Origin of the sequence: Cognatundibacterium oligocarboniphilum (assembly GCF_013377855.1) — a bacterium.
Classification (GTDB): Bacteria; Pseudomonadota; Gammaproteobacteria; order Burkholderiales; family Burkholderiaceae_D; genus Undibacterium; species Undibacterium oligocarboniphilum.
The window spans coordinates 408238-434144 of record NZ_JABXYJ010000001.1 but is presented as its reverse complement, the minus strand read 5'-3'; the positions used below and the strand labels follow the sequence as shown (position 1 = coordinate 434144).

Here is a 25907-nt window from a genome sequence, read left to right as displayed (position 1 = left end):
CATGATGAAGACCGCATTAGACGGTCAATGCCAGACAAGTTCGCAGGGTACATAATTTCCAACTCAAAAAATGGAGAGAGACAAATGAAATTTCAATCATCCCCACTACGTGCATCTTTCGTCGCAGCCGCATTATCCGCCATTCCATTCGCGTTGACAGCTCAGGTATCCATGGCGGATACGATCAAAATTGCTTATATTGACCCGTTGTCTGGGCCATTCGCCCCGGTTGGGCAAAATATTCTGAATTCATTTCAATATATTGCCGAAAAAGCAAATAATGAAAAGTGGGCAGGCAATAATACATTTGAAGTTGTGGGGTTCGACAATAAGGGCAGTCCGCAGGAATCGCTGAATGTATTGAAAACCGTGATTGATAAAGGATTCCGTTACATCACCCAAGGGAATGGGTCCGGCGTCGGCTTGGCATTGTTGGATGCGGTAAATAAACACAATGAGCGCAACCCCGGTAAAGAAATTATTTATCTGAATCACGCTGCCGTAGATCCTGATATGACCAACAGCAAATGCAGCTACTGGCATTTCCGGTTTGACTCCAATTCGGATATGAAAATGGAAGCGCTGACCACCTACATGGCAGCAGATAAGAATATCAAGAAGGTCTACATCATTGGTCAGAATTATTCCTTTGGCCATCAGGTAACCCGCGCGGCTAAAGAATATCTGGCACGCAAACGTCCTGATATCCAGATCGTGGGCGATGATTTGCATCCTATCGGGCAGGTTAAAGATTTCTCCCCATACATTGCGAAAATCAAATCTTCCGGAGCGGATACGGTCATCACCGGCAATTGGGGCGCAGACCTTGCTTTATTAATTAAGGCAGCCAAAGATGCCGATCTGAAAGCCAATTTCTACACTTACTATGGTTCGACAACCGGTGTTCCTACGGCAATGGGGGCGGCTGGTATGGATCACGTAAAGTATGTCGGTTATTGGAATGTTAATAACGAAGCCTTTACCGGAAAAGATATCGTCGAAGGATTTAAAGCCAAATATAAAGACGATTATTATTCGATGGCGACTTACTCCATCATTACTGCCATGTCACAGGCAGTCAAAAAAGCGCAATCTACAGACCCAGTGAAAGTGGCACCGGTACTTGAAGGCGCCACCTTCAAGAGTCTGAACGGTGAGGTCGTCATGCGTAAACTTGATCACCAGTTGCAGCAACCTTTATATATTGCAACCTGGGTCAAGGTGAATGGCAAAGATGTGAAATACGATCAGGAAAATACAGGTCTGGGCTGGAAAACAAATCAAAAAATTGATGCGTTTGTCGCTTCTCAGCCATCTTCATGTCAGATGAAACGCCCTGGTTAATCGGCATTCCAGAAGAGAGTCAATCCGCACTGACTCTCTTTTTTTGCCTGAAAATAGTACGGTCGTTCATAGGAAAACGCTGAAAAGGATCACGCTGTGGAATTTACCCTCATTACCCTGTTGAATGGCGTCAGCTACGGGTTGCTGCTGTTTATGCTGTCATCGGGACTTACCTTGATTTTTAGCATGATGGGCGTACTCAATTTTGCTCATGCCAGTTTTTATATGCTGGGTGCTTATTTCGCCTATATGCTGAGCAGTGTTTTAGGTTTCTGGGCAGCTCTTTTCCTGGCGCCGCTGCTGGTTGGCATACTGGGCGCACTGGTCGAGCGATATGGTCTGCGTTCGGTGCATAAATACGGACATATTCCAGAACTGCTTTTCACATTCGGGTTGTCATATGTGATTGTGGAAGTGGTTCAACTGATCTGGGGGCGCGCCGGCGTACCTTATGCCATACCTGCCTCGCTGGATGGGCCGCTGTTCACACTCTATACAACGACCTTTCCGATTTACCGGGGATTCATGATGCTGGTGGCATTGATCATGCTCCTGTCAATTTATCTGGTATTGACCCGCACGCGTATTGGATTGGTGATTCAGGCTGCACTCACGCATCCGGATGCCGTAGAAGCGCTGGGGCACAATGTCCCGAGGGTCTTCATGCTGGTGTTTGGCGGCGGCTGCGCTCTCGCGGGTCTGGCTGGTGTCGTCGGGGGAAACGCGTTTGTTACTGAGCCGGGTATGGCAGCAACATTAGGCAGCATTATTTTTGTCGTCGTCGTTGTCGGAGGAATGGGGTCTCTGGCCGGTGCTTTCGTCGCTTCGCTTTTGATCGGTGTTTTACAGACATTTGCGGTTGCGCTGGATTATTCGTTTGCCAGCCTGCTGTCGAAATTCGGGGTGCTGGTCAGTGCCACGTCACCGCTATACGCACTCTTGACGCTGACCATCGCGCAAATTGCGCCAGTCATGCCATATTTGCTACTGGTTCTGATCCTGATTTTCAGACCTCGTGGTTTACTCGGAACACGTGAGGGCTAAACAATGAATAATACGCTTCACTATAAACCTCTTTATCTTGGCCGCTGGTTAGTCTGGAGCAGCTTTGCTCTGGTGTTGGTCCTGGCTCCGGTTATTTTTCATGAAGGTGCAGCGCTATCTCTGTTGTCGCAAATGGGTACGCTGATGATATTCGGACTATCGTTCAATATGCTGCTCGGACAAGGGGGGATGCTGTCTTTCGGTCATGCGGTCTATTCAGGTCTGGGAGCCTTTTTTGCAATTCATGCGATGAATCTGGCAGCAGATGGTAGTCTTCCGATTCCTGTAACGCTGATTCCGCTGATTGGCGGAATCGCAGGTATGGGTTTTGGCATTCTGTTTGGTTATGTCACTACCAAAAAGTCAGGTACAACCTTCTCAATGATTACGTTGGGGATGGTGGAACTGGTGTTTGCCTGCTCACTGATGTTTCCGAAATTTTTCGGAGGGGAGGGGGGCATATCGACCAATCGCGTGATCGGGAACGCTGTCATTGGCATTACCTATGGTCCGCAGATTCAGGTTTATTACCTGATCGCATTCTGGCTTTTTATCAGTGCGGTTGCCATGTTTGCGTTTACCCAGACTCCGTTGGGTCGCATGATTAATGCGGTACGCGACAATCCGGAACGTGCTGAATTTGTCGGTTATGACACGCAATGGGTACGTTATCTGACGTTGATTCTGTCTGCGTTTTTTGCCGGTATTTCCGGCGGATTATCGGCGATTAACTTTGAGATTGTGACCGCCGAAAATGTCAGTGCAATTCGTTCAGGAGCCGTATTACTATTCACCTTTATCGGTGGAGTCGGGTTCTTTTTTGGCCCACTGATCGGTGCGGTGCTCGGTGTTTTCCTGACCGTGATGCTGTCCGATTTTACGAAGGCCTGGCAACTTTATCTGGGAATCTTTTTCATCCTGATCGTCATGTATGCGCCGGGCGGTATTGCCAGTATCCTGATGTTGAATGTGCGGTTGGTTAAATTTTCTAAATTTGGTCGTGTCTGGCCAACACTCTGGAAATTGTTGCTGTCGACGTTGATTGCTCTGGCGGGATTGATTATGTCGATAGAAATGTTGTACCAACTCTCTCTCGAATCAATGCAGAACCCGGTGATTGCCTTGTTTGGCTTTCAGGTAAATTCAGCTGCGCCGGCATCGTGGGGTATTGCCCTTTTGTGTATTTTGGTTGGAGCGATTGGTTTCATCCGGTTTAAAGCACCATTTCAAAAAGTATCCGGTGAAGTCAATACGGAAATTGAGGAAGCAATGCGGAGGGCGCAGGTATGAGTGACTTTTCTCTCGAGTTAAAAGACGTGCGAAAAAATTTTGGCAGTGCTGAAATTATTCGCGGCGCCAATCTGCAAGTTCCGAAAGGCGAGCGCTTTGCGATCATTGGTCCGAACGGCGCTGGAAAATCCACTTTGTTCAATCTGATCTCGGGAAGATTCGGCATCAGTTCCGGCGATATCCTGCTGAATGGCGCAAGTATCAGAAATCTTCCTCCCTATGTAATTAATCGTCGTGGATTATCGCGCAGCTTTCAGATTACGAATATTTTCCACCGCCTCAGCGTCTATGAAAATCTGCGTTGTGCCGTACTCTGGTCTCTCGGATATAAATATTCCTTCTGGCAAAGACTCAATGGGCTAAAGGATGCGCACGAACGCGCAGAAGCAGTATTGGAGCAAATCGGGTTGAAACGTCGCCGGGATGTTATAGCAGGGCTGCTGACTTATGCGGAACAACGGGCATTGGAAATTGGCATCACGATCGCTGGCGGTGCAGATGTGATTTTGCTGGATGAACCGACCGCCGGTATGAGCAGGTCGGAATCCGATGCGGCCGTTGAACTGATCCGCAAAGTGACTGTGGGAAAAACCTTACTGATGGTAGAGCATGATATGAGTGTGGTTTTTGGGCTCGCCGATAAAATTGCTGTGGTCGTGTATGGAGAGGTCATTGCTTGCGACACGCCACAAAACATACGGAACAATCAAAAAGTGAAAGACGCTTATCTGGGCGGCCATGCGCCGGTGGAGGTGAACGCATGACCGCATTACTCGAGATTAAAGATTTAAATGCTTTTTACGGCAAGAGCCACGTGCTGCACGGTGTCGATTTGCACGTCAATCAGAGTGAGATAGTCAGTCTGCTCGGACGCAATGGTGTCGGTCGCTCCACCACGGTCAAGGCAACAATGGGGCAAGTACATGCAACAGGCTCTGTCTTATTCAAAGGCGAGCAAATGATCGGCCTGAAGGCGTTTCAGATCGCCCATAAAGGACTGGGTTATGTACCTGAAAACAGGGATATTTTCCCCACGTTGACTGTGGAACAAAATCTGATTCTCGGAGAAAAGTCAGGTCAGAACAGAACGCCACGCTGGAGTATGGAGGATATGTATCAGATGTTTCCGAGACTGAAAGAGCGGCGGAATACTCCGGCAGGAGTGATGTCCGGAGGCGAACAGCAAATGCTGACGCTGTGCAGGACGCTGATGGGGGATCCTGATCTGATCATGATTGACGAGCCGACTGAAGGGCTTGCACCAAAAATTGTCGAGCTGGTTGGCGAGTATCTGAAAGAGCTGAAAAACCGGGGTGTTTCGGTTTTGCTCGTAGAGCAGAAACTGGCGATTGCACTTGAAATTTCTCAGCGCGTCTATGTGATGGGACATGGAAGTATCGTATTTGAAGGTACGCCGGACGATTTGCGCGCCAACGAAAAAATCCGACAGGAATGGCTGGAGGTTTAGAGCGGTTGTGGGGTTTTTCAAGAAAATTCAAAAAAATAACACGATCGTACTATTTTTGAGTTATAGTCAGGTTCGTGTGTGACATCGCCCACTCGGCTGACGCCTGGCGTCAGACAATCATTCCATCCGTATTTCAACCTTAGGAAGAGACATGAGCGCAGAATACAAAGTTGATGGCAGTATCGCCATCATTACCATGAATAACCCTCCCGTGAACGGTCTGGGTCACGTCACAAGACATGCCATCGTTGAAGGTGTCAGGCAGGCATTGAATGATCCGGCAGTTAAAGCGATTGTCATCACTGGCGCAGGGAAAGCGTTTTCCGGTGGTGCTGATATCAAAGAATTCAATTCTCCAAAAGCTTTTGCGGAACCAAGTCTGCACACGGTGATTAATGTGATTGAATCGGCAGACAAACCAGTCATTGCGGCGATTCACACTGTCTGTATGGGTGGTGGACTTGAGCTGGCACTCGGCTGCCATTACCGCATTGCCAGTCCAGGCGCCCAAATCGCTTTGCCTGAAGTGAAACTTGGAATCCTTCCTGGTGCCGGTGGTACACAGCGCCTGCCTCGTGTCGTCGGACTGGAACTGGCGCTCAATATGATCGTTTCCGGCACGCCGGTGGCATCAGAGAAACTCGCTAAAACGGCTCTGTTCAACACCGTTGCAGAAGGTGACCTGATGACAGCTGCCACTGCGTTTGCACATCAGGTCGCAGATGTCCGGCCTTTGCCTAAAGTACGCGATATCAAAATTGATTATCCAAATTACGAAGCTTTCCTCCAGTTCAGCCGCAATACAGTCACAGCAATGGCTGGTCCGTTCCCGGCGCCGTTGAAATGCGTAGAAGCAGTTGCAGCAGCAGTCACCAGAAAATTTGACGATGGCATCCGTTTTGAGCGAGATCTGTTTTTAAATCTGGTGCAAACCACTGAATCAAAAGCATTGCGTCACGCCTTCTTTGGAGAGCGTGCAGCCAGCAAGTTGCCGGATGTCCCGGAAGATACGCCAATTCGTCCGATTAAATCTGTTGCCGTGATCGGTGCTGGTACGATGGGTGGTGGTATTGCGATGAATTTTGCCAATGCTGGGATTCCCGTCAAAATCCTTGAAATGAAACAGGAGGCGCTGGATAAAGGGCTCGCAACCATTCGTAAAAATTACGAGAATACCTTCAGAAAAGGCAAACTCACGCAGGAGAAATTCGATCAGCGGGTCAGCCTGATTACAGGCTCCCTGAGCTATGATGATATTGCCCAGGCGGATCTGGTGATAGAAGCAGTTTTTGAAGATATGGGCGTTAAAGAACAGGTATTTAAAAAACTGGACTCCGTGATGAAGCAGGGCGCGATCCTTGCATCGAACACGTCAACACTGGATGTCGACAAAATTGCTGCATTTACTCAACGGCCGCAGGATGTTGTCGGGATGCACTTCTTCAGCCCGGCAAATGTGATGAAATTACTGGAAATCGTTCGCGGTAAAAAAACTGCCAAGGATGTGCTGGCAACAGTATTAGCGATTTCTAAAAAAATCAAAAAAACCGGCGTGGTTTCCGGAGTGTGTGATGGATTCATCGGTAACAGGATGATTGAACAATACAGCCGCCAGGCAGGTTTCCTGCTGGAAGAGGGCTGCACACCGGAACAAGTAGATAAAGCAGTAGAAAAACTCGGCTTCGCCATGGGTCCATTCCGCATGGGTGATCTGGCAGGTAATGACATTGGCTGGTATATCCGTAAGCGTCGCTATGTTGAAAAACCACATATTACCTACTCCAAAACAGCCGATTTATTGTGCGAAATGGGGCGTTTTGGTCAGAAAACCGGCGCAGGCTGGTACGACTATAAACCAGGTGATCGTAAGGCTTATCCATCTGATGTGGTAAACGAGATGATCGTGAAGCATTCAGCAGATCTCGGAATCACACGTCGCAAAATTTCTGATCAGGAAATCGTTGAACGTTTGATCTATGCATTGGTCAACGAAGCGGCTTATATCCTGGAAGAAGGAATTGCAACCCGGGCTTCGGATATCGATATGGTCTATCTGACTGGCTACGGATTCCCACTGCACACTGGCGGTCCGATGTTCTATGCCGATACTGTCGGGCTTCCTAACGTTGTCATGGCAATGGAAAAATATGCTAAAGGTCGTCATGGCGACGCTTGGAAACCTGCGCCATTGCTAGCCAAACTGGCAGCAGAAGGAAAAACGTTTAACTAACAGGGTTCGTAAAACGGAATGGACAAGGCAATATTCCGTTACTGATAAGCTATGATCATCAGTGGCGGAATGTTTGCTTAGTCTGATAAGATCGTTACGCAAAAAATAAAAAAACGCGCAGTCAATAAGCGCAATTGGGAATTGCGTTTTTTTATTTTCACAACGATGCAATCTGATTCCTGCCCGTTTGCTTTGCCTTGTACAAGTACTGATCGGCCTGTTTGACTGCCATTTCAGCATCTGACTGATCCAGTGCTGCAACTGAAACACCAATACTGACTGTGACCTTTCCGACCGGATCAACAGGACTCGATTCAATATGAGCACGCACTTTCTCCGCAATACTCATTGCGCCGGCATGATTTGTCATAGGGAGGATCACCAGAAATTCCTCTCCGCCGATGCGCCCGACGAAGTCTGTTTTCCGAAGCGATGCCTGGACCTGCGTTGCGACATGCGTCAGCACGGTATCGCCGGCCGCATGTCCGTAAGTATCATTCACCCGCTTAAAGAAATCGATATCCATCATCAGAACAGCGTAAGGTTCCTGACTGCGCATCATCCGGTTAAATTCATGCAAAAGCTGCTCTTTTGCGGCAAGGCGGTTGGGTAAACCAGTCAGTGTATCGCGCCGGGCTAGTTGCCTCAGCTCATTGTTAGCAGCTTCCAGTTCTGCCGTTCGTTCTGCAACAGTTGACATCAGATCGTGATTCGCGTCTTCCAGGGCATGCTTCCGTGCCAGGAGCGTGACGGCCATATTTTCAATGGCAGAATTTAATTCCTTCAGTTCACGACTGTTTACAGAAACATTGAACTGAATTTTTTCATCGCCTCCAGATACTTGCTTAGCTATTTTTGCCAACTGAATAATTGGACGGCTGATGAAATGGCCAAGTAACCAAGCTAGTGAAACGAATATCAACCCAACGGCAACAAGACCCAGAGTGATATCTTTTTCCAGGTTATCCACTTCAGACAATACCTGGCTCCGTGGTTGACGCACCACGACTTTCCAACCAAGTGGCCATTTTCCATCGACTACTGGCTCACCGACGGTTGCAACAGTCGTCAGATAACTGTCTTTTCCGCCCCAGTTATCAAAGGTGGAGTCGTCACCTTTCAGTTCTTTGGGTGCCATTGGATTGCCAGGCATTTTTTCAGGATGGTCTGGATAGATGATTTCGTTATTACCATTGACGATGAAGATCTCTATTTTCCGCTTGGCGGCACCCTCTGGCATAACTTCACTGATGGCTTCGGCGGTCCAGCGCCAATGTGCATGAGCCCCCAATACTGCCCGCAATTTACCACCCTCATCGTAAACCGGAGAAGCAAAGTCAATGAAACGAACAGGCCACTCATGGGTTTTATTAGGTAGCAAGCCTGCAAGCAGCTTTGCTTCATGTAAATCACCCACATAAACCTCCTGGCTGGCATGCTGAAACCAGGGTCGGGCGCTCACATCCGCGCCCAGCAAATTATCATTTGTCGCATGCAAGACTTTGCCTTGCGTATCAGTCAGTCCGATCCATGAGTAATGGGCGTAAGAACGATGTAACCGCGCCAGACTGGTATCAAACTCCTTACTGTCCAGTGGTGCATGCACAAACAACGGAGTTTGGGCCAATAGTTCGACCTCCCTGCGTCGTTCTTTCATGTTTTTTGCCAGCACAGTAGCCGTACCTTTGGCCAACGTGCGTAAAACTGCGCCACGATCACTGATCAGTTGATCGGTATGAATTTTGTTGATATAGAGATAGGCCGAAAAGCCTAGCAACAAAACCAAGGCAATAAACGAACCGACAATGATAGTATGTAAAGGATACGGCTTCAGTTTCACCAGATTTCTCCTGATGTTTTTCTCACATTATGATAATCGAAAAATTTAATTTAAATTTCACTACATTAATATTTTGCAGCAAATTAATGGGGCGGACTGAATAGTCGGTTCTCGTTTTTACTTATAAATATCTTTCGGTTATTTTTTAAAAAACACATTGTTTGCTGCCGAACTGATTTTTTTATCACTCTCCTGATTACAATACTTAGGTTATCTGCCTGGGCGACTGAGCAAGTCATTTTTCAGTTTGTGCTGAATGGTATAATGTCCGGTTAATTATTCATTTCTCTTCACAAAAGGTTCACAGTGTTATCGACCGCAAATATCACCATGCAGTTCGGCCCCAAGCCGCTGTTTGAAAACATCTCTGTCAAGTTTGGCGAAGGCAATCGTTATGGCCTGATTGGTGCTAATGGTTGCGGCAAATCGACCTTCATGAAAATCCTGGGTGGCGATCTGGAACAATCATCCGGTACCGTGATGCTGGATCAGAATGAACGGCTCGGTAAATTACGCCAGGATCAGTTTGCCTATGAAGACATGCGTGTACTTGACGTTGTCATGATGGGACATACAGAGATGTGGGCAGCGATGTCTGAGCGCGATGCTATTTATGCCAATCCGGAAGCGACCGACGAAGATTATATGAAGGCTGCAGATCTGGAAGCCCGGTTTGCAGAATATGATGGTTATACTGCAGAGGCCCGGGCTGGTGAACTCTTGTTGGGTGTCGGCATTCCTATTGATCAGCATCAGGGAACGATGAGTGCTGTCGCACCAGGCTGGAAACTGCGTGTTCTCCTGGCGCAGGCATTGTTCTCGAATCCGGATATTTTGCTGCTGGATGAGCCGACGAATAACCTCGATATTAATACCATTCGCTGGTTGGAAGATATTCTGAATCAGCGAAATTCAACCATGATCATCATTTCCCATGACCGCCATTTCCTGAATCAGGTATGCACCCACATGGCAGATATGGATTATGGAACGCTGAAAATTTATCCGGGCAACTATGACGACTATATGTTGGCATCATCTCAGGCCCGGGCTCAGCAAATGGCGAATAATGCTAAAGCAAAGGAAAAAGTAGCTGAGTTGCAGGACTTTGTGCGCCGCTTTTCTGCCAATAAATCCAAAGCACGTCAGGCCACGTCCCGTGCGAAGCAGATCGATAAAATCAAGATTGAGGAATTCAAACCATCAAGCCGGCAGAATCCGTTCATCCGTTTTGATGGTGAGAAAAAGTTGCATCGTCTTGCCGTCGAAGTGCAGGGGTTGACCAAAGCCTATGATCGTACTTTGTTCAAGAATATCGATCTGATGGTGGAAGCCGGTGAAAAAATTGCGATTATCGGTGCAAACGGTATTGGTAAAACTACCTTGCTGCGCTGTATTGGCGGTAATGAACTCTGTCATCTGCAGGCTGATCACGGCGTAGTTAAATGGGCTGAAAATGCGAATGTCGGTTACATGCCGCAAGATCCGACGGAAGAATTTTCCGCCGATAAAAATCTGACCGACTGGATGGGACAATGGACGCAGGAAGGGGATGACGATCAGGCAGTGCGTTCGATTCTGGGGCGTTTATTGTTTGGCGGCGACGATGTGAAAAAATCGGTGAAAGTCCTGTCGGGTGGTGAAAAAGGACGCATGATGTACGGCAAACTGATGCTGGGGCGACATAATGTGCTGCTGATGGATGAGCCAACAAATCATATGGATATGGAATCGATTGAATCACTGAACATTGCCCTCGAAAAGTATGCCGGTACCTTGATTTTCGTATCTCATGACCGGGAATTTGTTTCTTCGCTGGCGACCCGTGTGCTGGAGATCAAAGAAAATGAAATTATTGATTTCCATGGTAGTTACGAAGAGTATCTGACCAGTCAGGGTATCGAATAAAATCAGGCCACATAATGAAAAAGCCAGGAAATTTCCTGGCTTTTTTTATAAAATGATTGCAATGCTCTATGCCTTACTAACTCAGATTGAGATCACTGTTATTGAGCAATGTGTCCGTTTGCTGTTTGCCCTCATAGAGTAAAAAATCCAGCCGGTCGCGCAAACTGCGCGCCATTTCACGCCCTTTGTGTTTCAGTATCGCCTCAACATACCCTTGCCTGAGATTTTTGAAATCATCCAATGTGGTAGCGCGCTCTACTTTCATCTGAAGTGCAAAGCCGCGTAATCCCAATGTGCTTTTGATGGTCTCGTTAAAGAAGTGATATATCGCTTGAAATTTCTCTGCATCAGATGCAGATGCACCTAGACTGGTGCGGGCAGCAAAGACTGTATCGTCGGTGGGTGTGACGGAGGCTGAGGCGTCTGCTGCCAGCGTATCGATCAACGGAGCAGGGGAGAGCTCTGTGCTGACGGTTACACCGATTAATTCCTGATCGATTAGATCCTGAATACTATTTTCATCGAGCCCCAGAGTGGCTACTTTTTTCAGCAGATCTGCTGCCGTCTGCTTTCCATCCACCATCACCAGTAAGCTGCGCAATCGGCTGGGCAAATGATATTTGCGGGTTGCTATTTCTTCCCGACCTTTATCCGTTTTATCATAAATACTATTCAACATATTGCGCGTGAGTCTCCGGATGATTTTAGACGTCAATAAAACCGACTATTCTTTTTCTGAAGGATACCTCACCGTTACCTGACTGCCTAGAGTTATTCACAGGAAGCGTTGCGCTGTTATTGATTTATTTTATTTTCCTGATAAATATTACGGGCTTCTGGTCTATTGTCTGCCCGGATGTTTTTTGCGCATCGCAGCCATGGCATGATGAAGAACATGAGCTGTCACACGCTTTGGTCGCGCTGACCAGATGAGCTGCGATTACCGGGTATTTTTGTTCCACCCTGCGTATGATGCCCTGCTGAACAGACGACGGCATCCACTTCAGTAAGAGGTAGCAAGCTGCTATGAGCAACAACATCAGGGTTAAAACCGTTTGCATAACTAATTCCCTATAAAATAGCTTGCCAGATGATAGGTCAGCAACGAAGCCAGATAAGCAAGGCTGAACAGATATCCCGCCATCAGCAGAGGATAACGGAAGGTGTTGGTTTCGCGCCGGACTACACTAAGCGTTGCAATACACTGTGGTGCAAACACATACCAGGCCAGCAGGGACAATGCAGTCGGCAAACTCCAGGACTGCGCAATCAATGGTTCCAGCGCGCGATTAAGCTCTTCTCCTGATTGTGATAACGCGTAGACAGTGCCAAGCGCCGCCACAGCAACTTCCCGTGCTGCCAGCCCTGGCACCAGTGCAATACAGATCTGCCAGTTAAAGCCGATAGGTGCAAAAATCACCTCCAATAAACGCCCCAGTCTGCCAGCAATGCTGTAATAGATTGCAGGTTGTGTCGCGTTGTCCGGGGCGCCCGGAAAACTGCTGAGGAACCAAAGTAAGACCATCAGCGCCAAAATAATGGTGCCAACGCGTGTTGTAAAAATCTTGACCCGCTCCCATAACCCCAGCACTAAATTTCTGGAATTCGGCAGGCGATAATCAGGCAATTCGAGCATTAACGGATGCTGTTCCGCTTTTCCCCATTTTTGTTTGAAAACCAGTGCTACCAGCATCGCAGCAACGATCCCGGCAATGTATAAAGCGAACAGCACCAGTCCTTGCAGGCTAAGTATGCCGAGCACAGTTTTTTCGGGAATAAATGCCGCAATAATCAGCGCATACACGGGTAATCTGGCGGAACAGGTCATCAAAGGTGCAATCATGATCGTCACCAGACGATCCCGGGGATTCTGTATCGTCCGCGTTGCCATAATGCCGGGAATGGCGCAGGCGAAACTGGATAACAGGGGAATAAAAGCTCGCCCGGATAAACCTACTTTCCCCATGATGCGGTCAAGCAGAAAAGCTGCGCGCGGTAAATAACCGGAATCTTCCATCACGAGGATAAAGAAGAATAAAATCACGATCTGAGGCAAAAATACCAGTACACTGCCAGCGCCTCCAATCACGCCCTTCACCAGCAATCCCTGGAGCATGCCTTCTGGCATATTCGCCTCCACTAAACTGCCTAACTGCTCCATCGAGGATTTGATGATTTCCATCGGGAGTTGGGCCCAGGCAAAAACAGCCTGAAATACCAAAAACATGAGTGCTGCAAAAATAGCAGGGCCTGACAAGGGATGCAAAATCCAGCGATCAATCCGGTAGCTTAGTGGAAGCGTTTCCTCAGTCGTCTGAGTTTCAGTTTTAACACAAACCTCCAGAACCTCATTTACAGCAGTTTGTATTTCTTCCGGAGATTGCACCGGCAACCGCTTTTGCGGCTCTGCAGAGACTGTCAGCGATTGCGCCAGGCTTTCCAGTTGCACCAGCAGAGCATCAACACCTTTGTTGTCCACAGCAATCGTCTCAACAACCGGAATACCTAACAGGCGATGCAAGGCGGTGATATCAATATGAATATGGCGCTTCCTGGCAACATCCATCATATTTACGGCCAGGATCACAGGTAAATCAAGCTGTTTCAACTCGAAGACCAGACGCAGACCACGCTTCAGGTTGGTGGCATCAACCACGCACAAGACGGCATCTGGCAGGGATTCATCAGCACGCTGTCCGGTAATAACTTCTTCGGTAATTTTTTCATCAGGGGTAATCGCATGCAGGCTATAGGTTCCAGGCAAATCAAGAACATGCCAGTGACGTCCATTCGGCGCGGTAAATTTTCCTTCTTTGCGCTCAATGGTGACACCGGCATAATTCGCAACTTTCTGCCTTGCCCCTGTCAGACGATTAAATAGTGCCGTTTTCCCGCAGTTTGGATTGCCAACCAGCGCGATTCTTGGGGATACTGATAAAAGCGAAGTCATCTGATACGTCCGTGCCTGATTACACCTACGAGTGCGGCTTCAAAATTTCTGAGTGCAAAAGTGGATTGCCCGACCCGCACTGCGACCGGTTCGCCGCCAAAGTAACCTTTGTGCAGTATTTTAATTTTCTCGCCATGTACAAATCCGAGCTCCTTCAGGCGACGTGTGATATCTGCCATGGCGCCGGGAACCGATTGCCCGCGCCCGGATACGTCAGTCACCTCGGCAGAGTCCCCGACCTGAAGGCGATCCAGCGTAGTGCATCCGTCGGCATGATTGGATAGATCTGTCATGGTATATGAAAGCGTGAAGATAAAAATCTTGAATGATAATGAGAATATATATCAATATCGATTGTGATTCAATCATTACCGGCAATGCCCATGGGTAAGGAAGGAGGATCCCTGATCTCGATTAAACTATCAGAACTGAAAAATAATATTCATGTTCCTGGTGTAATTCTTGCTTATGCTTGCCTTCGTCTGTGCATTGTAATCTCAGTGACTGTCGCCAACATGAAACCACCACCAAACGGGACGCCATCATCTTCACCAGGCCTGAGGATTGTCGTCGTCAATACGCTGCCACCGCAACAGGATGAGCATGATGTCGGCGTTCAGGAGCAACTGGCTCGTTCACGGACGCTACGCATTGGTTTGCTGGAAGCCGGATACAACATCGTTGCCTCGATTCCCGGAGATATTTATCTGATAGACCGAATCGCACAATTGCAGCCTGACATGATCATTATTGATGCAGAATCCGATGCGCGGGATGTGCTTGAGCATATGGTGGTGATTACCAGCGAAGCGCCACGTCCTATTGTTTTATTTACCGAAGATGGCAATCCATCACAACTGGCTGCTGCCATGCGGGTCGGGGTTTCTGCATATGTGGTTGCAGGCTTGCAGTCTGAGCGCATTAAACCGGTACTGGACGTTGCAATCGCCCGCTTTGAGGCAGAGCAGAAGCTGCGTAACGAATTATCGGATACCAAAGCGCGTCTTGCTGAGCGTAAAACCATTGAGCGCGCCAAGGGCTATCTGATGGAGCGCCATCAACTTTCAGAAAATGAAGCTTATCAGCGGCTTCGCAAACAAGCTATGGAGAAAAATCTGAAATTGATCCAGGTAGCTGAAAGAATTCTGGATATTGCCGACTTACTCGGTTGATTCGTTTATCTAATTAAATTCCCACCATTTTTGGGCTAACTCTGAACGCATGCGATTTAATACGCCGCACAATTCCGGTGCGCATTACCGAATCGATCCTCGCAAAATACGGTATGTCAGCCTCCGAATTCACGTCCCGAAGCTGGCACGCCAATTGCTGTAATCGGATTGATCCTAATAATGATCAGTGCGTAGCACGACTAACGGTGGCAGCCTGATTCAGACGAACGTGTCTCTTTACTGGTGATGTCGGGCAAACAAATACATTTTTGTATTTCGAAAGCATATCCACATGGAGTACAGAAATGAAAAACCCCCAGTTATCTCCACAGCACCCTATTCAGAGTGATATGCAGTCAAATCTGTCGGATATTGATCAGCAGCGTCGCAGCATAATTCATAGCACAGGAGTACTGGCAGGAGCAGGCGCCATGGGATTACCGAGTGGTGGCGCCTGGGTAGCCGGCTCTGATAAACCTGAAAAAGAAGAGATAAAGATCGGTTTTATTCCATTGACTGATTGTGCCCCCGTGGTGATGGCTTCCGTTCTGGGATTGGATAAAAAATACGGTATTAAAATCATCCCGACCAAAGAATCATCCTGGGCCAGTGTCCGCGACAAACTAATTAACGGGGAACTGGATGCAGCTCATGTGCTGTACGGTTTGCTGTATGGTGTGCAAATGGGTGTGAGTGGTACAAAAAAAGATATGTCGGTACTGATGACGCTCAATAACAACGGACAAGCCATTACCTTATCCCGGCAACTGGCAGAGCAGGGGGCGACCGATGGCGCCGGGCTGGCAAAATTGATGGCCCGTGAGAAACGGGAATACACTTTTGCCCAGACTTTTCCGACCGGTACACATGCGATGTGGTTGTACTACTGGCTGGCTGCACATGGAATTCATCCTATGATAGAAACCAAAGTCATCACCATCCCGCCGCCACAGATGGTCGCCAATATGCGCGTCGGCAATATAGATGGCTACTGCGCGGGGGAACCCTGGAATCATCGTGCGATTGTTGATGGTATCGGTATTACTGCGACAACATCTCAGAAAATCTGGAGAGATCATCCGGAAAAAGTGCTCGGCACCACTGCCGATTTTGTCCACAAATATCCCCATGCTGCACGTGCTGTTACCGCTGCGGTTCTCGAAGCCGGGCGCTGGATTGATGCTTCCTTTTCCAATAAGACCAAAATGGCTGAGACGATTGCCGATAAAACCTATGTCAATACCTCGGTGGATGTGATTAAGCAAGGCATTATGGGCAATTATCAGAATGCCCTGGGTAAAACCTGGGATGATCCGGATTGCATGAAATTTTTTAATGATGGAGCCGTAAATTTCCCTTACCTGTCTGATGGCATGTGGTTTCTGACTCAGCATAAGCGCTGGGGTTTATTGAAAACTGATCCGGATTATCTGGCCATTGCCAAATCAGTTAACAGGATCGATATCTATAAAGATGCCGCAGCGATGGCGAAAGTGGATGTGCCAAAAGACGCAATGCGCAGCAGTAAACTAATGGATGGCTCGATATGGGACGGCAAAAATCCAACAGACTATGCAGCTTCTTTCAAAATCAGAGCCGGATAATCTTCACCCAAAAAACACGATCTATTGAACTGATCGTCGGTCTTCTATGACCAACTATAGAATCAAATGATCAGCGGACTTGATGCTTGGTGCGGCAGCTCCTCCGGCTACTGTCTGCTTTGCTTTACCCAAATCAAAGTGTGAGTATCAAAGCCAGCTTGTCTGGCTTGGCTGAGCAGATGGTCTATGGTGGTCTGCGGCAGTTGTTTGTCGCGCGCCAGAATCCACAAATAGCTGCGGTCATTACCGGCCACCAGCGCCCAGCGATAATCCGGGTCAAGTGCAATTACATGATAGCCACCGTAAAACGGTCCAAAGAAGGATACTTTGAGCGAGGCGATATCGGGGGTGCTGTTGAATAAGGCGCGCCCGATCGCTTCCTTCCATTTTGATTCAGATTCCTGGTAGCCGCGATTCAGAACCTGAACACTGCCGTCCTGTTGCAAGGTATAGGTCGCACTGACATCGTTCATGCCGCGTTCAAAGCTATGATCCAGCCTCGCAATTTCATACCAGCGTCCGGCATAACGCTGGACATCGAAATGATCGACGATTTGCAGACCGGGCGACGGGTTGGTCGAGCAGGCGCTAAGCCAGAACAGCAGACTAAGGCAAAACAGACGGCGTAGTATCGGCATTTGATTTCTCCTTTTAATCCCGTCATCAGAATAGATGGCGCCGGATGCGGCCTGGCAAACATGCTGCTTCATAGCGTATTCAGATTCTGTTTCAGATAGCCTGCACGTTCTTTTATCGCGTCCAGCTCGGTTTGGCTGAATTGCTTGAGTTGCTTATAGACGAAAGCCAATCTTGGATTATGTTCAAAACGCTCAAGGTGGCGCGCAAAAAAATCCCAGTAAAGTGCATTGAACGGACAGGCATGCTCGCCGGTACGCTGTTTGGGTTGGTAGGAGCAATCACTACAGTAATTGCTCATGCGCTGCAAATAGGCCGCCGAGGACACATAAGGCTTGCTGGCCAGCTTGCCGCCATCGGCGAACTGACTCATGCCGAGCGTATTGGGTAACTCGACCCATTCGAAGGCATCAATATAGATACCCAGATACCATTCGTGGAGTTGTTGCGGATCAAGTCCGGCCAGCAGCGCAAAATTCCCGGTGACCATCAGACGCTGGATATGATGTGCGTAGGCGGTTTGCAGCGATTGTCCGATCACCGCCGACAGGCAGCGCATACGGGTTTGGCCGCTCCAGAACCAGAGCGGCAGTGGTAACTGGTGTTGCAAGCTATTTTGACTGACGTATTCCGGCATGCTGGCCCAGTAAATGCCGCGTATATATTCGCGCCAGCCCAGGATCTGGCGGATGAATCCTTCTGCTGCTGCCAGCGGCACCCGTCCGGCATGCCATGCCGCGGCAGCCGCCTGTACGACTTCGGCCGGATCAAGCATTTTAAGATTCAAGCCGAAGGACAACAGGGAATGAAACAGAAACGGCTCACCGCTATGCATTGCATCCTGATAATCACCAAAAAACGGTAGTTGGCGTTCGATAAAATAGTCGAGCTGCTGCAGTGCTTCAGCACGGTTCAATGGCCAGCGAAAATCATCTGCGCAGGCCTCACCGAAACTCGTCACACCGGCATCGCAAATGGTTCGCCATAATGCGCTATGGTCATGCCGGAGACGCTGATCGATAGCCGGCAGCGGCTGGCCCTTCCATACCCGGCGATTATCGGCATCAAAATTCCACTGACCACCAGCAGGCTTATTATCGGCAGTTATCAGTACGGCATGTTTTTTGCGCATCGCACGGTAAAAATATTCCATCCGCCATTGCTGTTTGCCTTTGAAAAATTCCGCCGCATCTTGCCTTTGAGTAAAAAAATGCTCGCTATCGACCGCAACGGCAGGAATGCTCAGTTGGCTGGCCCACTGGCGCAAAGCCTGATCCAACCGGAACTCGTCAGGCTCCTGCCAGAGCAGACGATCTGCCTGATAGTGCGTAATCAGGGCATCCAGATTAGCGCATAAGTCAGGCCGGTTGCTGACCTCATCGATTTTTACGTAACGTACCCGGTGTCCGGCCTGACGTAGTTGCGCTGCGAAATCGCGCATGGCGGCAAAAATACCGAGAATCTTTTGTGCATGATGCAGCACATAGCTGGTTTCCTGGTGCAGTTCCAGCAGAAGATAGACCACATCCGGCCGGACTTCGGTAAACCAGCTATGCCGCGGGTTTAGCTGGTCACCCAGGATCAAACGCAATTCCGTCATTGCCCAGACTCCGTTAAAGAACGGCCGGGCAGTGCGCATGGCGGACGCAGTATCAGCATGCGATCCAGACATGAGAACAGCCGGTATCCGGCCGCTGCCGCATTATGCTGAGTGAGGTAATGATCAATTTTCATTGCTTGCGCTCTCTTTGCTGACGACACCGGTTGGAACAGAATTTCACCTGGGTCCAATTCCCCGCCCACTTCTTGCGCCAGCTCATTGGCCTGCCGCAAGCCTGACAAGGTTTGAACGGCAAATAAGATTTATTGCCCTTAAATTCACTGCGCACGTTTACCTCCTGAAAATGCCTCAGTCTGGCACCTGCACGGCAGGGCATTTCGCTTTACGAGACAAACCGGCAGACATCACCACCAAAATTGACTTTGGAGTACTTAAAATGACCAGCCGGTCATATTTTAAATCAATCTGCTGCTTTTGTATTGTGAAGATGGGGTAATTCAGGCATGAAATTACGATCATGGCGACATCGCGTTTATTCACTGGATTGCTTTTGACTCGGATTTATCGCTCGACAGAGCGTGTGCTGATTCGGCGCGATTTATCACTTATATTTCATTGCTTATGGATGTTGTTTAAGCGATGGGACGCTTAAGGCATCATGACCGACGGCTGGGTGACGAGACTATTTGTCAATGCGTTGTGCGAAATCGAAGCAGGCTTTTGTTTGCCAATCATCCGGATCGCGGCAGTGGTAATATTTTGATAAAAATACGTTGGCTATTTCTTCCCATTCCCAACCTGCCATTGATGAACGCTATCGCGGTCATCAATGGCACATTAAGCAGCGGTTAAGATGCTCAATGCCCAACAGATGCGGTATCGTGAACTTGAACTGAGCCGCGCGGCCGCCGCATCAGCCGATATGCCGCCGGAATCACGAACATCGACAGCAACGGAGCGGTGATCATGCCGCCCACCATCGGCGCGGCGATACGACTCATCACCTCGGAGCCGGTGCCGCTACCAAACAGGATAGGCAGCAAACCAGCCAGGATCACTGCCACTGTCATCGCCTTGGGTCGCACGCGCAGTACCGCACCCTGACGGATTGCCTGATCGAGTACATGTTCGCTCATTTCCATACCGTGCTCCTGCCGCTCGGTCATTGCCTGTTTGAGATACAGCAGCATCACCACGCCGAATTCCGCTGAAACGCCTGCCAGCGCGATGAAGCCTACTCCGGTCGCCACTGACAGATTGTAGCCAGCAAGGTAAAGGAACCATACCCCGCCCACCATTGCGAACGGCAGGGTTGCCATGATGAGCAGCGCGTCATCGAAGCGGCGGAAGGTCAGATAGAGCAGGATGAAGATGATTAGCAGGGTCGCTGGCACCACCAGCTTCAGCCGTGCATTTGCGCGCTCCAGGTACTCGAACTGGCCTGAGTAGGCGAGACTCATTCCCACTTCCAGCTTCACCTTGGAGGCAACGGCAGAGCGCAGGTCGGCTACTACCGAAGCCAGATCGCGCCCGCGTACATCGACATACACCCAGCCGGAAGGTCGCGCGTTTTCGCTCTTGAGCATTGGCGGGCCATCGCTGATCTTGATGCTGGCGACGGTGCCTAACGTGATCTGCTGACCAGTATCCGTCAGAATCGGCAGATTGCGCAGGCCATCGAGCGAATCGCGCAGCTCGCGCGGGTAGCGTACGCTGATCGGATAACGCGCCAACCCTTCAACTGTCTCGCCGACGTTCTCGCCGCCGATGGCGGACGAGACGATGGACTGCACGTCGGCGATGTTGAGGCCATAGCGCGCGGCAATCCCCCGATTGATGTTGACATCGACATAGCGCCCGCCGGTCAACCGTTCGGCCAGCACCGAGCTGACGCCGGGCACGGTCTTAGCGACTTGCTCGACCTGCAGGGCCACCCGATCGATTTCAGCCAGGTCGGTGCCGGACACCTTGACCCCAATCGGACTCTTGATGCCGGTCGCCAGCATGTCAATACGGTTGCGGATCGGCGGTACCCAGATGTTGGCCAGTCCAGGCACCTTGACCACGCGGTCAAGCTCATCGACCAACTTGACCGGTGTCATGCCGGGCCGCCATTGATCGCGAGGCTTGAACTGGATTGTAGTTTCAAACATTTCCATCGGTGCCGGGTCGGTCGCGCTCTCAGCCCGTCCCGCCTTGCCGAACACGCTGGCGACTTCGGGCACGGTCTTGATGAGCCGGTCGGTCTGCTGCAATAGTTCACCGGCCTTGGCTGCCGACAATCCCGGCAGCGCGGAAGGCATGTACAGCAGATCGCCTTCATCGAGCGGAGGCATGAATTCGCCGCCGAGCTGGCTGATCGGCCAGACTGTGGTCAGCAAGGCCAGCGCAGCGAGTGCGAGCGTCGCTTTCGGAGCTTTGAGTACGTGGTTGAGCCAGGGACTGTAGCGGCGGATCAGCCAGCGATTGAGCGGATTCTTGTGCTCGTCCGGAATACGCCCGCGTATCCAGTAGCCCATCAACACCGGAATCAGTGTCACTGACAGGCCGGCGGCGGCAGCCATCGCGTAGGTCTTGGTCAGCGCCAATGGTCCGAACAGGCGACCTTCCTGCGCTTGCAAGGTAAACACCGGAATGAAGGAGAGGGTGATGATGAGCAACGAGAAGAACAGCGCCGGGCCGACTTCGGCTGCCGCTTCACCTATCACCCGCCAATGCGCCTCGCCGTGCAGGTGCTCGCCCGGATGGTGGTGCCGCCAGGCTTCGATGCGCTTGTGGGCGTTCTCGATCATCACCACTGCTGCATCGACCATCGCGCCTATAGCGATGGCAATGCCGCCCAGCGACATGATGTTGGCGTTGACGCCCTGGTAGCGCATCACGATGAAGGCCATCGTCACGCCCAGCGGCAGCGACACGATGGCGACCAGCGCCGAGCGCAGATGCCACAGAAACACGCCGCAGACCACGGCAACGACGATGAATTCCTCAAGCAGCTTGTGCGAAAGGTTGTCAATCGCGCGGTCAATCAACTGGCTGCGGTCGTAGGTCGGCACGATCTCGACGCCGGCTGGCAGGCTTTTTTTCAGCTCGGTGAGTTTGCTCCTGACCGCCGCGATGGTTTCGCGCGCATTCTTACCGCTACGCAAAATCACCACGCCGCCGCCTACTTCTCCTTGTCCATTCAATTCTGCGATGCCCCGTCGCATTTCCGGTCCGAGCTGGATCGTCGCCACGTCGCCCAGCGTGACCGGCACGCCGCCTTGTGCGGTAGCGAGCGGAATGGTCCGGAAGTCGTCCAGCGTCTTCAGATAGCCAGCTGCCCGCACCATGAACTCAGTTTCCGCCAGTTCCAGTACCGAGCCACCGGTCTCCTGGTTGGCCTTCTGGATCGCGGCTATCACCCTGGCCTGCGGGATGTGGTAGGCGGCCAGTTTCACCGGATCGAGCACGACCTGATACTGTCTGACCATGCCGCCGATGGAGGCGACCTCCGATACATTGGGCAGGCTCTTCAGTTCGTACTTCAGGAACCAGTCCTGCAAGCTTCGTAGTTGCGACAAGTCATGCTTGCCCGTCTTGTCGATCAGTGCGTACTCGTAAACCCAGCCGACGCCCGTCGCATCCGGTCCGAGCGATGCGCGCGCACCGGCCGGCAGGCGGCCTTGCACCTGGTTCAGGTATTCGAGCACGCGCGAGCGTGCCCAATACAGATCGGTACCATCCTCGAACAGGACATAGACGAAGGAGTCGCCAAAGAACGAGTAGCCGCGCACCGTCTTCGCTCCCGGCACCGACAGCATGGTGGTCGCCAACGGGTAAGTGACCTGGCTCTCGACGATTTGTGGTGCCTGACCGGGGTAGCTGGTGCGGATGATGACTTGCACGTCCGACAGATCCGGTAACGCATCGACGGGTGTGCTCTGTACCGCCCAGATCCCCCAGGCCGCGAAGAACAACGTTGCGAGCAGGATCAGGAAGCGGTTGGCAATCGACCAGTGAATGAGTTTTTTTATCATGGCGCGCTCCCGGTCTTGCTGAGCTGCTCGATGACATAGTCGCCATCTGCTTTCCGGAAACCAAAATGCACGCGGTCGCCTGGTTTCACGCCGGCCGCCAGATCGGAGTTCGCAAGCTGGAACGGCATCGTCATCGCGCTCCAGCCCAGCGACTTGACCGGGCCATGCGACAGCGTGATTTCCTTGTCCGAGACTGATTCCACCTTGCCGTCAGCTTCATTGAGGGCGGCGGCGCTCTCTGTTGCAGGTGGCGCGACCGACGGTCCGCTAGCGTCCCCTGACAAACGAGCCAAGACACCTTTCAGACTGGCTTCCGAGTCGATCAGGAACTGCCCGGAGGCGACCACACTTTGCCCCTCGTGCAAACCGTCGAGCACCGCGATCTTGTCTCCTGTTTCCTGGCCGAGCTTGACCTCGACGGGTTGATAGCGTCCGCCATCCAGCGACAGTAGAACAAGGCTGCGCATGCCAGTGCGAATTACGGCTTCACTGGGCACCAACAACGCTTGTGCGTTGCTGGCAGTCGTCAAGCTGATTTGCGCGAACATGCCCGCCCGCAGACTTCCGTCATGGTTGGGGAGCTCCACGCGCACCCGCACGGTGCGGCTGTCCTGGTTGGTTTCCGGCAGGATCGCAGTCACTTTGCCGGAGAGTTGCCGGCCCGGATAAGCCATGAGTGTGATGCTGACCGGATTCCCGATGGCAATGTTACCCGCCTGGGATTCGGGTACAGCTGCTTCGATCCAGACAGGATCGAAGCCATTGATCTTGGCTAACGACATACCCGCTGCGAGTGACATACCGGCACGCACAGCCAGCATCTGGATGACGCCGCCTATAGGAGCCGAGATCGTGACCACCGGGTGCGTTTTGCCCGTCGATTCGACTTGCGCAATCAGCGCGACTGGCATCCCCAAGAGCATCAGGCGTTCCCGTGCCGCTTCCATCAACCCGGCATCTCCAGCGTGCAGCAGCGCCAGGAATTCAGTCTGTGCCCCGGCCCACTCTGGAACCAACAGATCGGCCAGCGGTGCGCCCTTGGCGACGACATCGCCCGGCGCACGGGCATAGACGCGCTCGACGAATCCGGCTGTGCGAGTCTGCACCACGGCGACCTGACGCTCGTTCCACTGCACGTTGCCAACTGCGGTCACAGGCGCAGTCAATGCCCCGCGTTCTACCTTTGCCAGTCTCAGACCGAGGTTTTGCGCGATGGACGGGTCGATTGTGATGCCGGCCGCATCATCGCCTTCATTGGCATACTTGGCGACCAGTTGCATGTCCATGAAGGGCGATTTGCCCGGCTTGTCGAAGTGCTGGTTCGGCACCATCGGATCGTACCAGTACAGCGCCTTACGGCCATCCGACGTGCTGGCTGCGACGTCGTTGGTCAAGTCGTCACCGGTTGCCGGTACGTGGTGCGAAGCAAGCCAGTAGCCTACACCACATCCAATACTGACAAACAGTGCCGCCACAATGGCGAGCACGACTGTCGATCGGTTTTTTTCGTTCATTGCCAGTCCTCCCCATAAGCGTAGTGAAGTCGCGCTGCAGTGCGTGTTAGGCCGGCTTCCAACTCGACGATACGCATGCGCTGCTCAATACGTTCACGGCGTGCGGCCAGCACGGCCGAGAGATCGCTTTTGCCGGCTTGATAACTGGCGGTTTGCAGCGATACCTTTTGCTCGGCCAACGGCAGAGCGGTTTGCCGGGCACGCTCCAACTGGCGGGTGAGTGTCGCGTATTCGGCGAGCAGACTTTCCAGCTCGGCGGTGTGGCCGCGCACCATGCTATCCCGCTCGGCATCAATACGATCCAGCTCACGTTGCTTAGCTGCAATCAACGGGTCTTGCCGCGTGGCAGGCGACACGGGCAGATCAAAGGTGAACTGGATCGACACCATGTTGCCGAACTGCGGCGCACGACGCTGGTAGGCCAGTTCGACACCCCAGTCGGACTTTTTCATGGACTGGGCTTCCGCGACTTCGGCTTCGGTCTTACGTGTCTCGGCGGCAAAAGCCATCAGCTCCGGATGTTGGTGCAAATGTCCGCGCAGGTGCTGCGCATCAATGTCGAAAGTTGGTGGATCATCGGACAGGCCGTCGTCAGCAACTACGCCGATGAACTGTCTTAGTCTTGAGCGGGCTTGCTCCTCGTCACGCGCGAGGTCGTCGCGCCGGTCAGCGAGTTGTACAGCCTCTTGCTTTGGCGCTAACGCGTCAGCTACCTGAGCCCGACCATTGGCGATCTGCGCCTGTACGACTTGACCTAATAAAATGTTTTCGTGATCTAGCTCGATGAACAGCGCTTTCTTGCGTTGCAGGTAGTACAGATTAAGCCAGGCCAAAGCGGTCTCTCGGCGCACACTGAGGTGATCTACTCGCTGCTGGGCGGCGGCTACGCCCACGCCAGCTGCCGCTACCGCCTCGCGGGCATGGCGTTTATCCGCGTTGGGCACCTCTTGTATCACGCCGATCTTCTGCATGGTCATGAAGTCGGCTTGCAAACGCCCGGCATCGGGGCCGGATACAGGAAAATTATCGATGCCGGCGAATACCTTGGGATCAGGCAATGTACCGGCGGGGACGACCGCTGAACGGGCGGCGGCCATCATGGCGGTGCTGGCCGCCAGCCGGGGGGAATGGCGCTCGGCAAGATCGAGCGCTGTGGCGAAACTCAAAGGGGCGGCCTGTACAAGGTTCGCCAGTCCTGCCAGTATGGTCAGGACGGTTCTTCGTATCAAAGGGGACATACGTCAACTCCATGAAGGATCGATGCGCAACAAACGCACGCATACCCTGTCGGCCCAAGCCGCAGGGCTACCAAATCAAGAAATCAGAG

At 51.3% G+C, this 25907-nt stretch carries 20 protein-coding genes; 9 read left to right on the top strand and 11 right to left on the bottom strand.

Features of this window, described 5'->3' with window-relative positions:
* Nucleotides 1–84 precede the first annotated feature (84 nt).
* The 6 genes from HV832_RS02065 to HV832_RS02040 all read left to right on the top strand — a co-directional run bounded on the left by HV832_RS02065 (nucleotide 85) and on the right by HV832_RS02040 (nucleotide 7376).
* Entirely contained in the window at nucleotides 85–1344 is a 1260-nt protein-coding gene (locus HV832_RS02065) for a branched-chain amino acid ABC transporter substrate-binding protein (protein WP_176801870.1), read from the top strand.
* A gap of 96 nt (nucleotides 1345–1440) precedes the next feature.
* Nucleotides 1441–2388, top strand: coding sequence for a branched-chain amino acid ABC transporter permease (locus HV832_RS02060; protein ID WP_176801869.1), 948 nt, complete (start codon nucleotides 1441–1443; stop codon nucleotides 2386–2388).
* A 3-nt stretch (nucleotides 2389–2391) separates the two neighbouring features.
* Nucleotides 2392–3678, top strand: a complete 1287-nt coding sequence (locus tag HV832_RS02055) for a branched-chain amino acid ABC transporter permease (protein ID WP_176801868.1) — start codon at nucleotides 2392–2394, stop codon at nucleotides 3676–3678.
* Nucleotides 3675–4442, top strand: coding sequence for an ABC transporter ATP-binding protein (locus tag HV832_RS02050; protein WP_176801867.1), 768 nt, complete (start codon nucleotides 3675–3677; stop codon nucleotides 4440–4442). The genes HV832_RS02055 and HV832_RS02050 overlap by 4 nt, the downstream gene beginning before the upstream one ends.
* Complete coding sequence (locus tag HV832_RS02045; protein ID WP_176801866.1) at nucleotides 4439–5146, top strand: ABC transporter ATP-binding protein; 708 nt, start codon at nucleotides 4439–4441, stop codon at nucleotides 5144–5146. The genes HV832_RS02050 and HV832_RS02045 overlap by 4 nt, the downstream gene beginning before the upstream one ends.
* A 151-nt stretch (nucleotides 5147–5297) precedes the next feature.
* The gene (locus HV832_RS02040) at nucleotides 5298–7376 is read left to right on the top strand and encodes a 3-hydroxyacyl-CoA dehydrogenase NAD-binding domain-containing protein (protein WP_176801865.1); all 2079 of its coding nucleotides are present in this window, start codon (nucleotides 5298–5300) and stop codon (nucleotides 7374–7376) included.
* 157 nt (nucleotides 7377–7533) lie between these two features.
* Here the strand turns inward: HV832_RS02040 and HV832_RS02035 are convergent, their stop codons facing one another.
* A complete protein-coding gene (locus HV832_RS02035) occupies nucleotides 7534–9216 on the bottom strand; it encodes a diguanylate cyclase (RefSeq protein WP_176801864.1) in 1683 nt (560 codons plus the stop codon).
* Between the two features lie 306 nt (nucleotides 9217–9522).
* Here HV832_RS02035 and HV832_RS02030 point away from each other — a divergent pair, with 306 nt between their 5' ends.
* Entirely contained in the window at nucleotides 9523–11124 is a 1602-nt protein-coding gene (locus HV832_RS02030; protein WP_176801863.1) for an ABC-F family ATPase, read from the top strand.
* A gap of 76 nt (nucleotides 11125–11200) precedes the next feature.
* Here HV832_RS02030 and HV832_RS02025 read toward each other — a convergent pair whose 3' ends face one another.
* From HV832_RS02025 to HV832_RS02015, 3 genes are all read right to left on the bottom strand, one after another.
* On the bottom strand, nucleotides 11201–11803 hold the full coding sequence (locus tag HV832_RS02025) for a hypothetical protein (RefSeq protein ID WP_176801862.1): 603 nt from the start codon (nucleotides 11801–11803) through the stop codon (nucleotides 11201–11203).
* A 384-nt stretch (nucleotides 11804–12187) separates the two neighbouring features.
* The gene (gene feoB, locus HV832_RS02020; RefSeq protein ID WP_176801861.1) at nucleotides 12188–14074 is read right to left on the bottom strand and encodes a ferrous iron transport protein B; all 1887 of its coding nucleotides are present in this window, start codon (nucleotides 14072–14074) and stop codon (nucleotides 12188–12190) included.
* Nucleotides 14071–14367, bottom strand: a complete 297-nt coding sequence (locus tag HV832_RS02015) for a FeoA family protein (RefSeq protein ID WP_176801860.1) — start codon at nucleotides 14365–14367, stop codon at nucleotides 14071–14073. The genes feoB and HV832_RS02015 overlap by 4 nt, the downstream gene beginning before the upstream one ends.
* 222 nt (nucleotides 14368–14589) lie before the next feature.
* Between HV832_RS02015 and HV832_RS02010 the strand changes: the two genes are divergently transcribed.
* Together HV832_RS02010 and HV832_RS02005 are read left to right on the top strand one after the other, a co-directional pair.
* Nucleotides 14590–15246: an ANTAR domain-containing response regulator gene (locus HV832_RS02010; protein ID WP_176801859.1), complete on the top strand. Its 657-nt coding sequence runs from the start codon at nucleotides 14590–14592 to the stop codon at nucleotides 15244–15246.
* A 431-nt stretch (nucleotides 15247–15677) separates the two neighbouring features.
* Nucleotides 15678–16850: a CmpA/NrtA family ABC transporter substrate-binding protein gene (locus HV832_RS02005; protein ID WP_399310044.1), complete on the top strand. Its 1173-nt coding sequence runs from the start codon at nucleotides 15678–15680 to the stop codon at nucleotides 16848–16850.
* A 107-nt stretch (nucleotides 16851–16957) separates the two neighbouring features.
* On the opposite strand, the gene HV832_RS02000 is transcribed toward HV832_RS02005, so the two are convergent.
* The 7 genes from HV832_RS02000 to HV832_RS01970 all read right to left on the bottom strand — a co-directional run bounded on the left by HV832_RS02000 (nucleotide 16958) and on the right by HV832_RS01970 (nucleotide 25818).
* A complete protein-coding gene (locus tag HV832_RS02000; protein WP_176801857.1) occupies nucleotides 16958–17488 on the bottom strand; it encodes a lipocalin family protein in 531 nt (176 codons plus the stop codon).
* A 68-nt stretch (nucleotides 17489–17556) separates the two neighbouring features.
* Nucleotides 17557–19086 carry a cryptochrome/photolyase family protein gene (locus HV832_RS01995; RefSeq protein WP_176802094.1) on the bottom strand — a complete coding sequence of 510 codons (1530 nt, stop codon included), beginning with the start codon at nucleotides 19084–19086 and terminating at the stop codon, nucleotides 17557–17559.
* A gap of 130 nt (nucleotides 19087–19216) precedes the next feature.
* Nucleotides 19217–19423, bottom strand: coding sequence for a DUF2256 domain-containing protein (locus HV832_RS01990; RefSeq protein WP_176801856.1), 207 nt, complete (start codon nucleotides 19421–19423; stop codon nucleotides 19217–19219).
* Nucleotides 19396–19587 carry a hypothetical protein gene (locus HV832_RS01985; protein WP_176801508.1) on the bottom strand — a complete coding sequence of 64 codons (192 nt, stop codon included), beginning with the start codon at nucleotides 19585–19587 and terminating at the stop codon, nucleotides 19396–19398. The genes HV832_RS01990 and HV832_RS01985 overlap by 28 nt, the downstream gene beginning before the upstream one ends.
* A 317-nt stretch (nucleotides 19588–19904) precedes the next feature.
* Nucleotides 19905–23066 carry an efflux RND transporter permease subunit gene (locus tag HV832_RS01980; RefSeq protein WP_176801855.1) on the bottom strand — a complete coding sequence of 1054 codons (3162 nt, stop codon included), beginning with the start codon at nucleotides 23064–23066 and terminating at the stop codon, nucleotides 19905–19907.
* Nucleotides 23063–24580 (bottom strand): efflux RND transporter periplasmic adaptor subunit, encoded by a 1518-nt coding sequence (locus HV832_RS01975; protein WP_176801854.1) that lies wholly within the window; start codon nucleotides 24578–24580, stop codon nucleotides 23063–23065. Before HV832_RS01975 ends, HV832_RS01980 begins: the two co-directional genes overlap by 4 nt.
* Nucleotides 24577–25818 (bottom strand): TolC family protein, encoded by a 1242-nt coding sequence (locus HV832_RS01970; protein ID WP_176801853.1) that lies wholly within the window; start codon nucleotides 25816–25818, stop codon nucleotides 24577–24579. Before HV832_RS01970 ends, HV832_RS01975 begins: the two co-directional genes overlap by 4 nt.
* Nucleotides 25819–25907 lie beyond the last annotated feature (89 nt).